This is a genomic window from Parvimonas parva, from assembly GCF_016552165.1.
Taxonomy (GTDB): Bacteria; Bacillota; Clostridia; order Tissierellales; family Peptoniphilaceae; genus Parvimonas; species Parvimonas parva.
Genome location: NZ_JACVDA010000002.1, coordinates 58,398 through 70,825, shown reverse-complemented (window position 1 = coordinate 70,825; position 12,428 = coordinate 58,398). Strand labels below are relative to the sequence as shown.

The window sequence follows — 12,428 nt, the reverse complement described above, 5'->3', positions numbered from 1 at the left end:
TTTAGGAGGAACTATGAAAAAAGTAGTTGGGGTAAGATTCAAAGAGGCCGGAAAAATTTATTACTTTGACCCTTGCAACTTTAGTATAAATCAAAATGACAATGTAATCGTGGAAACTTCTCGTGGAGTTGAGTACGGACATGTAGCAATAGCACCGAGAGAAGTCGAAGAATCAAAACTTGTTTCTTCATTAAAACCTGTTTTGAGAATTGCCGACAGTATGGACGATTATATTCATACGGAAAACAAGAAAAAAGCTAAAGATGCAATTGAAATTTGCAAAGTAAAAGTAATTGAACATGGCTTAGATATGAAATTAGTTGATTGTGAATATACTTTTGACAATCAAAAAGTAATTTTTTACTTTGTTTCTGATAATAGAATTGATTTTAGAGAATTGGTTAAAGACCTTGCATATATATTTAAAAACAGAATCGAACTTAGACAGATAGGTGTTAGAGACCATGCAAAGATAGTTGGTGCTATCGGTTCTTGTGGACAAACTTGCTGTTGTAAAAGATTTTTAGGAGAATTTGCTCCTGTAACGATAAAAATGGCAAGAGACCAGTCGCTTTCTTTAAATCAAAATAAAATTTCAGGAACTTGTGGTAGGCTTATGTGTTGTTTAAAATATGAGCAAAATGTCTATGAAGAAAAGTTGAAAAAAATTCCACCTTGTGGAACTTATGTTATAACTAACGAAGGAAAAGGTGTTGTTGTAGATAGTTATACTCTATCTGAGATTGTAAAAGTAAAAATTGTAAATGAAGAAGCAAATACAGAAAGTATTAAACCATTTTTCGTAGATGATATTGCTATTACAAAAGAAAGAGATATGGCTTATGCAAAGAAAGACGAGGATATTCAATTTGAATATATCGAGAAATTATTATAGAGTTGTTTAACAACTCTATTTTTTTGTTTCAATATTTTAATTCAATATGGCGTTGACAATATTTGTAAATTATAGTATCATTTATGTTATATTTTTAAATTTATAGGGAGTGATTTTATGAACAATGTGATTATACCAAAAGGGTATTGCTCAGACTTAAACATTATTGAAACACAAAAAGCAATTAAAGAAATTAAGGATTTTTTTGAATCAAATTTAGCAAATGAATTAAATTTAACGAGGGTTTCTGCCCCACTATTTGTAAAAAAGAATACGGGAATAAATGATAATTTAAACGGTAGTGAATCTCCTGTTAGCTTTTCACTAAGTGAAGAAGAAAATTCACAGCAACTTGAGATAGTTCAATCTTTAGCAAAGTGGAAAAGAATAGCTCTAAAAAAATATGAAATTCCGGTTGGCGAAGGAATTTATACAGATATGAATGCAATAAGACCTTGTGAAACTTTGGATAATATTCACTCCGTATATGTTGACCAATGGGATTGGGAAAGAGTTATAAAAAACGAAGATAGAAATGAAAAATTTTTAACAGATATTGTAAAAAAGATTTTTAATGTATTTAAAAGAACGGACGAATTTTTATCAAGAAGATTTTTAGATTACAAAAAAATCTTACCTGAAAAAGTGTTTTTTATCACAACACAAGAGCTTGAAGATATGTTCCCTAACGATACCCCAAAAGAAAGAGAGCACAAAATCGCAAGGGCAAAAAAAGCAGTTTTTATTACAAAAATTGGTGATATATTAAATAGTGGTAAAAAACATGACGGAAGAAGTCCAGACTATGATGATTGGAATTTAAATGGAGATTTAATATTTTGGAATCCCGTTTTAGATTCATCTCTTGAACTTTCTTCAATGGGAATAAGAGTTGATAAAGAAAGACTTTTAAAACAATTAGAGCTTAGCAAAAATGAAGATAGAAAAAACTTAGACTATCACAAAATGCTCCTAAACGATGAATTACCATTTACAATTGGTGGTGGAATCGGACAATCCAGAATATGTATGTTCTTTTTACAAAAAGCACATATTGGAGAAGTGCAATCAAGCTTTTGGTCTGATGAAATGCTAAATATATGTAAAGAAAATAAAATAAATTTACTTTAATTCAAAAAGGATATGACTTTAAAATCATATCCTTTTTATATTTATCTATTTCTTTCTCTTTAAAAATATAACTACTCCCATTGCTAATAAACTAACAGCTCCTACTGCTAAAAATAATTTTCTACTGCTGTTAACATTCATAAGAGTAATAATATTAGCAAAATTTTCCATAAGCTCCTCCAACTATCTTAAAATTGTTATAAATATTTTTTCAATAGATAGTTGAAAATTTACATTATTATACAAATTTTCTCTAACAATTTCTATCGATTTTAAAATTTTAAGCAATTTTTCTTTATCAAAATTAACATTGTTTTTAAATATTTTTAAAATATCTCTGTTTGAACTATCTTTTTTAGTTTCTAAAAACATATAAAACTCTTTAAAGAAATCATATAGTAGTGGCAGGAAATTTCTATCTTCCTTTAAACCTAACAAATACTCCTTATTCTTAGAATCATATATAGCTAAAAAATCTCCTTTTAAAGCCATTGATAAAATTTCTAATAGTTTTCCATACTCAGAGTAATCAAAAACTTCTGTTAAATCCGTTTCAGAAACAAAGATACATCTACTTCTTATGGTTGACAAAAGTTTGTATCTTGAATCTACTAAAATACAGATTATAACATAATCAAAAGATTCTTCTAAAGTTTTTAACAAAGCGTTTGAAGATTCTGTTCTTAAAAACTGCCCACCCTTTATGATAACTAATTTATATTTTGAATCTAAAGGTCTTTTTTGAACATACTCAATCATATTTCTAATAGAATCAATAGAAATATTATTCCTTTCAGGTTCTACTATCATCAAGTCGGGGTGAGTATTTTCTTCAATTTCTCTTGAATTTTTAAATTCATCATCAGGATTTAAAACTTTTTTTATAAGCTCACTAGAAACTTTTTCCAAAAAGCTTTCACTTCCCTCAACTATATAATTCTGAGAAAAAGTCAAAGAATCCAACTTCTCTTTAAAAAGAGCATAATTCATAAACTACATCCTTACTAATTGATTCATATTTAAAACAAACATTACAGTATTAGCAGTTTTATCATCAACAGTTTCTTTATTTTTTGAAATATTTAAAATCATTTCTTTAACTCTATCTACTTTTTCATCTTCTATCCCTATCAAAACAGTAGTATTTCCTTTTTTGAAAAATCCCCCTGTTGAAGATAATTTAGTAGCTCTAACCTTATTTTCAGAAAGTTCGTTTAAAACATCTTGAACAATGTGGTCTTGTATAATAGCCATAATAAGTTTCATAATATCACCTACATTCTAACGAAATCTACAACATCAAGAACAAAAACTGTTGCTCCTCCAACTAAAACTTCCATAGGGAATGGAATATATGCATCACCAGGCATAGTAACGCTTAGAACTGAGGTTGTAATTTCTCTTGATTTACAATTTTCTTCAATAATCTTTAGACATTCATCTAATTTTTCTTCTTCAACACCGATTAAAAGAGTTGAGTTTCCTGCTCTTAAAAATCCACCTGTTGACGCAAGGTTTGTCATTCTAAAACCTTTTTCAGTTAAATCGTCTTGTAAAGGGTTCAAGTCTTGATCTTGAACTATTGCAATTATCATCTTCATAGCAATTCCTCCAATTTCTCATCTATTATATTTTTTACATCTTCAAAAACTTCCATCATACTCTTTGTGGCATCAACTTTTTTCAAAAATTTTTCATTTTTCATTTCTTCAAGAAGTTCCATATATGTATTATAAACTCTACTATGGAAATTATCTCCTGAAAGTTCAAGCCTGTCCGCCTCATCACTTAAAGATTTTCTCTTCAAGGTTGTTAGAGGGTCAACATAAAAGAAAATCACCATATCCGGATTAACTCCATTTATTGCAAAATCATTTATTTTCTTAACATTTTCAACGCCAAGTTCTCTACCACCACCTTGATAAGCAAGTGAACTTAAAACAAATCTATCTGAAATAATCACATTTCCTTTTTCTAAATTCGGTTTTATAAGTTCATCAATATGTTGGGCACGACTTGCTGAATAAAGTAACGCCTCTGTACGAGCTGACATTTCACTATTATCATTAGATAAAATAATTTCTCTAATTTTTTCTGATATTTTCGTTCCACCCGGTTCTCTTGTGAAAATTATCTTTTCATTATTTTTATAATATTCCTTCAATAAATTTATTATTGAAGTCTTACCACAACCGTCCGGCCCTTCAAAAGTAATAAATAAACCCATTTTTTATCTCCCTAAATTGAATAAAATAAATATGATAAAATTATTCCTACTATTCCAAAAGTACCAACTAGAAAATAACTTATATAAGTAAATGGTACTATTACAATCTTAAAAAGAAACAGAATATATAAAATTACATATCCAATTATAGAATTCAAAATAATCTTTTTTATAATTTTTAAAGGGAATTTTAATAATTTAAAAAGAATATAAATTAAAACAATTCCAATAATATAAGAAATAATACTGTTTTCAAAGAAAAATTTAGTAAGACTGGAAAAATCTAATGATTTTAGTGACTTAAAATATATTTCTTCTAACTTACCCATAGTATCACTCTCCTATCTTTATATTATTATTTTATCACAATGTAAACATTTTATCAATTAAAATTATTGTACGTAATTTATTTTTTGTTAGTGGCATCAAAAAAGCAAATAGATTTTATCTACTTGCTTTTAAATTTAATTACTCTTATAAACAATAACCGGAGTATTTATTTGGACATTTTCATAAATTTGTTTTACTTTTTCTAGTGGTGTATTTATACAACCATAACTTCCTGAAGTTTTATAAATATTTCCTCCAAATTTTCCATTTCTCCAAGTAGCATCGTGAATACCAACACCTTTCCAATTTATAGGCATCCAGTAATCAACGTGAGCAACATAATCGTAACCTATCGGAGATAAGCCTTTAAGATTTCTATCCTTTTCACGACTCCAAACTTTCATAACACCAATTTGTGTTTCAACTTTTTTGCTAACATCTCCAGTAACAACATCAGTATCTAAAAGAAGTTTCCCATCTTTATAGAACCACATATGTTGTCTGGTTAAATCTATTTCTATATAAGTATTCCCTATATCGTCAGTATTTTCATAAGACAAGCCTTTGTGTATAAATACAGGCTCAATAGCAGTTGATTCATACGCTAAAAGTTTCTCTATCAAAAGGTCTTTCGTTTTATTAACATCAATTTGCCAACCGTAAATTCCATCTTTTCCGGGAACTGTAATTTCACCTTTGCCGGTAGTTTTGAATTTTCTATCCATTCCGAAAGTATCATACTTTATCGCAATTCTTCTAATATAGTCTTTTACTTTTCCTTCATCAGGTTTTAGTTCACCATCTACAAAAGTAAAAATATTAGCTAAAATTTCTCCGTCTAATATTTCTTTATTTGACCCTATGGAAATTTCATATTTTAACTTTGAAATTTTTTCATATTTTTTAAGAGCCTCTTGCAAAGATGCATCGTCTTTCTTTATTTTTGGCTGTTCAGAAATTTTACTCATATCTATACTATCTTTTCTTTCAGACAAAGCAATCAAAATTGCCTCTTTCAATTTTTCTTTAGTAGTATATGTTCCTAAAATTTCATCTTTTATAATATATTGTCCATCTTTAAAAATTATTTTTGCATCTTCAGGGTGCTTTACTCCCTTTAAAATCAAAGTATTTTTCAAAAACTCTTCGAACTTTTCATTATCGTAACTTACATTTACTTCCAATTTTAAATTACGGCTTGTAAAGAAAGAAATCGGCCAAGCAAATTGATTTTGTAAAATTTTCTTATCTGCCAAATATTCTTCTTTATAATTTATTTTTTCCGGCTTAAAAAAATCACTTTTACCATCAGCACGATTCAATTTAATAGATGTATCAGTCCAGTCTTTGTTAAACACATCGTCTATCATAACATAACTAACATCATTTCCATTTATTTTTGTGTTAGGTAAAGCTACAAAAGAAAAAATAATAACTCCAAGTAAATAAATAGATAAAAATAACGCTCCTACAAATATTGCTATCTTCTTTCCTATAAACTTACCGGTTTTTGTTTTTTTACTTTTCTTTATCAAAAAACACACCTCCATTTTATTAAACATAAAAATAACATTATATTAAATACCACATTTTAAAATAAAATAATCATTTTTCATATTATACAATAAACAAATGAATAATTTATATTATTAATCTATTTTATCATATTTAATTTCAAAAGTAAAATTGATAAAAAACTTGTATTTATTTAATTAAAAGTTTATAATATATTTAGTAAGGAGGAAGATAAATGCTTAACATTTTTTTGATTTCTGACTCTACTGGAGAAACAGCAGAGCAACTTGCGCGTGCTGCTCTTGCTCAGTTTAATGGCGTTGAATATACTCTTGAAAGATTTTCTCATACAAGAGAATTTTTAGAACTTTCAGAGATATTAAACAAATGTAAAGAAACTGAAAATTCTATTTTATTTTATTCTTTAGTTGACGCATCTCTTTTAGATTATGTTAAAAAATTCTCAGAGCTACATTCTATAACAAATGTAGATTTGCTTTCTGCGTCTATTTTAGCTATTCAAAGAGTAAGCAACACAACTCCCGGTAATACTCCTGGAGCACTTAGAAAACTAAATGAAGAATATTTTAGAAGAATTGACTCTATCGAATTTGCAGTTCGTTATGATGACGGAAAAGACCCAAGAGGAGTTTTAATTGCAGACCTTGTAATTATTGGAATTTCTCGTACGTCTAAAACTCCATTGTCTATGTATCTTGCAAATAAAAACATTAGAGTTGCAAACATTCCTTTGGTTCCAGAAACACCGGTTCCGGATGAATTATTCAAAGTTTCGCCTAAAAAAATAATTGGCTTAACTAATTCACCAGAAAAGTTGGAAAGTATAAGAAAGGAAAGACTAAAATCTTTAGGTCTTCCTGATAATAGTATTTATTCAAATTCAAATAGGATACTTGAAGAACTTGAATATTCTAGCCGAATAATGAAAAAAATAGGTTGTCCTGTAATAGATGTATCTACAAAAGCTATTGAAGAAACAGCAGATATTATTTTAAAACATCTATTAAAAATTAATAAGTAATTGGAGGAAAAAATGAGCAAATTTGTTTACAATTTTGACGAAGGCAATAAAGATATGAGAGCTTTATTGGGCGGTAAAGGAGCTAACCTTGCCGAAATGACTAATATTGGACTAAATGTTCCTTTTGGTTTTACTATTACTACTGAGGCTTGTAATAATTTTTACAAAAATGATGAAAAAATTTCTGATGATTTAATTGAAGAAATCAAAACTCACATTAAAGACTGTGAAAACAAGCTACAAAAAAGTTTTTCAAGTACAGAAAATCCTCTATTATTTTCTGTAAGAAGTGGTGCCGTTATATCAATGCCTGGTATGATGGATACTATTCTTAATTTAGGTCTTAATGATAAATCAGTTATCGGTCTTGCAAACTCTACAAGTAATGAAAGATTTGCATTCGATAGTTACAGAAGATTTATCCAAATGTTTAGTGATGTTGCAATGGAAATTCCAAAAGTTTATTTTGAAAATGAACTTGACAAAATTAAGGAAGAAAAAAATGTAAAACTAGACACAGAATTAACTGCAGAAGATTTAAAAAGCTTAGTTGAAAAATTTAAGAAAATTTTTAAACAAGAAACTGGCAAAGAATTTCCACAAGACCCTATCGAACAATTAATCATAGCTATTAAAGCAGTTTTCAAATCTTGGATGAATCCAAGAGCTATCGTTTATAGAAAATTAAACGGTATTGACGATTCTTTAGGAACAGCTGTAAATGTTCAAGCAATGGTATTCGGTAATATGGGTAATACAAGTGGTACCGGTGTAGCTTTCTCTCGTAATCCAAGCACAGGAGAAAACAAATTATTTGGAGAATTTTTAATGAATGCACAAGGAGAAGATGTTGTTGCAGGTATTAGAACTCCAGAATCAATCGAAAAATTAAAAGAAATTATGCCGGAAGTTTATGATGAATTTTTAAGAATTGCAAAAACATTAGAAAATCATTATAAAGATATGCAAGACTTGGAATTTACTATTGAAAAAGGTAAATTGTACTTATTACAAACAAGAAACGGAAAGAGAACAACAGATGCTGCAATCAATGTAGCAGTAGATTTAGTTAATGAAGGCTTAATCTCAAAAGAAGAGGCTATTTTAAGAGTTGAACCAAAGAGCTTAGACCAACTTCTTCACCCTATCTTTAATGCTGAAATGATGAAGAATACTCCTATATTAGCAAGAGGTCTTGCTGCCTCTCCGGGAGCTGCAAGTGGTAAAGTTTACTTCCACTCAAAAGACATTGTTGATGCTGTTAAAGCAGGAGAAAAAGTAATTTTAGTTCGTCAAGAAACTTCTCCGGAAGATATTGAAGGAATGGTTGAAGCTGAAGGTATTTTAACAGCTAGAGGTGGTATGACTTCTCACGCAGCCGTAGTTGCAAGAGGAATGGGTAAATGTTGTATCGCCGGAGCTAGTGAAATCAAAGTTGATGAAATCGAAAAAGTTATAAAAACTCAAAATGAAATCGTCAAAGAAGGTGAAGTAATTTCACTTGATGGAACAACCGGTATTATTTACAAAGGTGAAATCGAAAAACTAAATCCACAATTAACAGGAAACTTCAAAATCTTTATGGATTGGGTAAATGAAATCAAAGATTTAGGCGTTAGAGCTAATGCTGATAATCCAAGAGATGCTAAACAAGCTGTTGAATTTGGTGCTGAAGGAATCGGACTTTGTAGAACAGAACATATGTTCTTCGACAAAGAAAGAATACCTGTTGTAAGACAAATGATTCTTTCAAAAACAATCGAACAAAGAATCGATGCATTAGAAAAAATCAGACCAATGCAAGAAAAAGACTTCTATGATATTTACTGTGTATTAAAAGAAAAAACAGTAACTATAAGATTACTTGACCCACCTCTACATGAATTCTTACCTTACGAAGATGAAGATATCAAAAATTTAGCAAAAGAAATGAATATCGAAGAAAGTCATTTAAGAGATGTAATCTTAGAATTGGAAGAAGTAAACCCAATGCTTGGACATAGAGGTTGCAGACTTGCTGTAACTTTCCCTGAAATATATAGAATGCAAGCAAAAGCAATAATAAATGCTGCAATAAAAGCACAAAAAGATTTAAATATCTCAATTACGCCGGAAATAATGATTCCATTAGTTGGAGAAATTGAAGAATTAAAATATGTTAAAAAAGAAATCGTTGAAGAAATCGAATTAACATTAAAAGAATTAAACGAAAATATTAAATACAAAATTGGAACAATGATTGAAATTCCAAGAGCTGCCCTACTTGCTGATGAAATCGCAACAGAAGCAGAATTCTTTAGTTACGGTACAAATGACCTAACTCAAATGACATTTGGTTTTTCAAGAGATGATGCCGGAAAATTCTTAAACGAATATGAAAGCAAAAAAATATTTGACTTTAATCCATTCTCAAAACTAGACCAAAGAGGTGTTGGTAAATTAATCAAAACTTCATTCAAACTAGGAAGAGAAACAAATCCACATCTTCACGTTGGAATCTGTGGAGAACATGGTGGCGACCCTGAAACAATAGAATTCCTAAACGCAGTTGGAATTGACTATGTATCCTGCTCACCATTTAGAGTGCCAATCGCAAGACTTGCAGCAGCACAAGCAAAAATAAAACAAAGTAAATAAACTATAACTAGAAGAAATATAAAAAATAATGGATAGCGAAATGCTATCCATTTTAATTTATAACAAAATTTTTACTTTTTATTTTCTTCTTAACTTTTGGGAAAGGTAATTCATCATATATTCCACCTACAACTTTTTCTTTATAATAGATAATATATTCTCCCATCATCGCCCTATATTTTATTTTTTAATTTTATATAATCCACTTAATAGCAACAATCCAATAGAAATTCCGAATAAAAATCCTAATACTATATCATTTATATTAGAATATCTTTTTAGAATTAATGCTATTGATAAAAAAATTGCACCGATTGGTAAATAATAATTTTTAAATTTACATTTATTTTTCATCTTAAGCTCCTAATATTTTTGATAAGTTTATTTTACTATTTTTAATGTATTTTGTCAAACAAAAAAGTCAGAAATTTATTCCGACTTTTTTTGTAATTTATTTTGAAACAACAAGGTTCCCGGGCACCCACCCGATGCAAAGCATCGTGGATGGGTTGAGTTCTTATCTTAAGTTTGAAAGTTCTATTGCTATTTTACTTGCAAGTTTTGCGTTGTTGAATACTAATCTGATGTTAGCTTCTAAGCTCTTTCCTTGTGTAAGTTTTTGAACTTTGTCAAGTAAGAATGGTGTTGTATCTTTTCCTTTTATTCCATTTTCGTCTGCTTCTTTTAAAGCGTCTAGGATAGTTTTGTCGATAGCCTCTCTATCCATTGAATATTCTTCCGGAATAGGATTAGCAATTACAACTCCACCGTTTAATTCTAAATCCCATTTAGTTTTTAAAACTTTTGCGATTTCTTCTTCTGAATTTATTTTATTTACCTTAAAATCACTTTCTCTTGTATAGAATGCAGGTAAAATATTTGTTTGGTATCCATAAACAGGAACTCCTTTTGTTTCTAAGTATTCTAAAGTAAGTCCCATATCCAAAATTGATTTACAACCCGCACAAATAACTGCAACATTTGTTTGTCCTAATTCTTCAAGGTCAGCTGAAATATCCATTGTAGTTTCTGCTCCTCTATGAACTCCACCTATTCCACCTGTTGCAAAAACTTTAATTCCTGCAAGTTCAGCACAAATCATAGTTCCGGCAACTGTTGTTGCTCCATTTAATTTATTAGCTACAACATAAGGTAAATCTCTTCTTGAAGTTTTTGTTACGCTAAGACCTGCTTTACCGATTACTTCGATTTCTTCTTTAGTTAAACCAACTTTAATTTCTCCGTTTACAATAGCTATTGTAGCAGGAATAGCACCATTTTCTCTAATAACTTTTTCAACTTCAAGAGCTGTTTCAACATTTTTAGGATATGGCATACCATGTGAGATAATTGTTGATTCTAAAGCAACAACCGGTTTATTTTCTTTAATTGCATTTTGTACTTCTTCACTAATTGTTAAATATTTTTCTAATTTCATAACTTCCTCCAAAATTTAATAGATTTTTTTCGCTAATATGTTTACTAACTGTATCCATTGATTGTGCCGTTATAAATCCGGCAACATTGCCAAGTTTGGCACATTCTAAAATATTTTTTTCATTAACTACACCAAAGATGATTCCACTCATAGACGCATCGCCACAACCTGAAGTGTTTTCAACCTTTGCAGTTTCATTTATCTTTACAATTCCACTATCATTTTTATCAGCATAAAGAATTCCCTTTTCTCCCATTGAGATAAAAACTTTTTGAACACCTTTTTTCAAAAAGACATCTACAATATTTTTTAAATCTCTTTCATCATTATAAGCTACTTCAGTTAATTCTTCAGCCTCATAGATATTTGGCTTTATAAGATAAATATAATTTAGTAAATTTTTAATTTTTAAAGATTTCTTTCTTGAAACACAATCCACAATTATCTTTGAATTAGGACAATTTTTGCAAATATATTCAAGCACATCTTCACTTAAATTTGTATCCATAACGATAAACTTAAAGCTTTTTATTAAATCAATATGTTTTGAAATGAATTCAATATTAATTTCTTCTAAAACTTCCATTGCAGAAATAGCTGTAAATAAATCATTATTTTCATCTAAAATTGAAATGTAGTTTGACATTCCTCTATTTGTTAAAAATTTACTGTTTGAAAAATCTATCCCCACTTTAGTTAAATACTCTTTAATTTCTCTCGAATAAGCGTCATCACCAAAAACGCTGATAAATTTATTTTCTATTCCCATTCTTTTTAAATTTTCAGCAATATTTTTAGCGACACCACCAAAAGAATATTCCAAAGTGCCGGGATTTGAATCTTTCATATTTATTTTATCGAAACTCTTTGCGATAAAGTCGATATTGCAACCACCAATGACACAAACATCTTTCGATAAATTAGAGCTAATCACATAAGCTCTACCAACTAAATATCCTTTTTTAATTAAATTTGAAATATGAACTGCAACAGACGACCTCTTTATACCCAGCAAATCAGCCAATTCATTTTGAGAAATATAAGGATTTTCTTTAATTATATTTAAAAGTTCTTGTTCTCTCTTTGTCATAAGCCCTCCTTAAACAACAGTTAATTATATTATATCAAAAGTTTATAATAAAAACAATATTTTTTAGAAAATTTTTAAAATAAAATTCAATAATACCCATACCATTCCACGATTCTTCGCAAT

General features: G+C 29.0%; 14 protein-coding genes. 4 read left to right on the top strand and 10 right to left on the bottom strand.

From position 1 onward, the window contains the following. Positions 1 to 13 precede the first annotated feature (13 nt). Together IBJ83_RS00990 and asnA are read left to right on the top strand one after the other, a co-directional pair. Complete coding sequence (locus IBJ83_RS00990) at positions 14 to 895, top strand: PSP1 domain-containing protein (protein ID WP_068473003.1); 882 nt, start codon at positions 14 to 16, stop codon at positions 893 to 895. A 117-nt stretch (positions 896 to 1,012) separates the two neighbouring features. Beyond that, positions 1,013 to 2,026, top strand: coding sequence for an aspartate--ammonia ligase (gene asnA, locus IBJ83_RS00985; protein ID WP_068473005.1), 1,014 nt, complete (start codon positions 1,013 to 1,015; stop codon positions 2,024 to 2,026). A gap of 45 nt (positions 2,027 to 2,071) precedes the next feature. On the opposite strand, the gene IBJ83_RS00980 is transcribed toward asnA, so the two are convergent. The 7 genes from IBJ83_RS00980 to IBJ83_RS00950 all read right to left on the bottom strand — a co-directional run bounded on the left by IBJ83_RS00980 (position 2,072) and on the right by IBJ83_RS00950 (position 6,127). Beyond that, positions 2,072 to 2,197: an LPXTG cell wall anchor domain-containing protein gene (locus IBJ83_RS00980; protein WP_231698822.1), complete on the bottom strand. Its 126-nt coding sequence runs from the start codon at positions 2,195 to 2,197 to the stop codon at positions 2,072 to 2,074. 12 nt (positions 2,198 to 2,209) lie between these two features. Beyond that, positions 2,210 to 3,016, bottom strand: a complete 807-nt coding sequence (locus IBJ83_RS00975) for a hypothetical protein (RefSeq protein WP_068473008.1) — start codon at positions 3,014 to 3,016, stop codon at positions 2,210 to 2,212. Between the two features lie 3 nt (positions 3,017 to 3,019). Further along, complete coding sequence (locus IBJ83_RS00970; RefSeq protein ID WP_068473011.1) at positions 3,020 to 3,292, bottom strand: cyclic-di-AMP receptor; 273 nt, start codon at positions 3,290 to 3,292, stop codon at positions 3,020 to 3,022. Between the two features lie 8 nt (positions 3,293 to 3,300). After that, positions 3,301 to 3,627 carry a cyclic-di-AMP receptor gene (locus IBJ83_RS00965; RefSeq protein ID WP_068473014.1) on the bottom strand — a complete coding sequence of 109 codons (327 nt, stop codon included), beginning with the start codon at positions 3,625 to 3,627 and terminating at the stop codon, positions 3,301 to 3,303. Beyond that, positions 3,624 to 4,253, bottom strand: a complete 630-nt coding sequence (tmk, locus tag IBJ83_RS00960; protein WP_068473017.1) for a dTMP kinase — start codon at positions 4,251 to 4,253, stop codon at positions 3,624 to 3,626. The genes IBJ83_RS00965 and tmk overlap by 4 nt, the downstream gene beginning before the upstream one ends. Positions 4,254 to 4,264: 11 nt before the next feature. After that, positions 4,265 to 4,582, bottom strand: coding sequence for a pro-sigmaK processing inhibitor BofA family protein (locus IBJ83_RS00955; RefSeq protein WP_201274984.1), 318 nt, complete (start codon positions 4,580 to 4,582; stop codon positions 4,265 to 4,267). A gap of 135 nt (positions 4,583 to 4,717) precedes the next feature. Beyond that, positions 4,718 to 6,127, bottom strand: a complete 1,410-nt coding sequence (locus tag IBJ83_RS00950; protein WP_333473010.1) for a L,D-transpeptidase family protein — start codon at positions 6,125 to 6,127, stop codon at positions 4,718 to 4,720. Positions 6,128 to 6,333: 206 nt separating this feature from the next. On the opposite strand from IBJ83_RS00950, the gene IBJ83_RS00945 reads away from it, so the two are divergent. Together IBJ83_RS00945 and ppdK are read left to right on the top strand one after the other, a co-directional pair. Continuing rightward, on the top strand, positions 6,334 to 7,140 hold the full coding sequence (locus tag IBJ83_RS00945) for a pyruvate, water dikinase regulatory protein (RefSeq protein ID WP_201274983.1): 807 nt from the start codon (positions 6,334 to 6,336) through the stop codon (positions 7,138 to 7,140). A 12-nt stretch (positions 7,141 to 7,152) separates the two neighbouring features. Further along, entirely contained in the window at positions 7,153 to 9,777 is a 2,625-nt protein-coding gene (gene ppdK / locus IBJ83_RS00940; protein ID WP_201274982.1) for a pyruvate, phosphate dikinase, read from the top strand. A 180-nt stretch (positions 9,778 to 9,957) separates the two neighbouring features. Here ppdK and IBJ83_RS00930 read toward each other — a convergent pair whose 3' ends face one another. The 3 genes from IBJ83_RS00930 to IBJ83_RS00920 form a co-directional block, all read right to left on the bottom strand. Then, on the bottom strand, positions 9,958 to 10,131 hold the full coding sequence (locus IBJ83_RS00930) for a hypothetical protein (RefSeq protein WP_197415917.1): 174 nt from the start codon (positions 10,129 to 10,131) through the stop codon (positions 9,958 to 9,960). 163 nt (positions 10,132 to 10,294) lie between these two features. Next, on the bottom strand, positions 10,295 to 11,215 hold the full coding sequence (locus IBJ83_RS00925) for a pseudouridine-5'-phosphate glycosidase (RefSeq protein ID WP_068473031.1): 921 nt from the start codon (positions 11,213 to 11,215) through the stop codon (positions 10,295 to 10,297). Next, a complete protein-coding gene (locus IBJ83_RS00920) occupies positions 11,187 to 12,305 on the bottom strand; it encodes a carbohydrate kinase (RefSeq protein ID WP_068473033.1) in 1,119 nt (372 codons plus the stop codon). The genes IBJ83_RS00925 and IBJ83_RS00920 overlap by 29 nt, the downstream gene beginning before the upstream one ends. Positions 12,306 to 12,428: the final 123 nt, after the last annotated feature.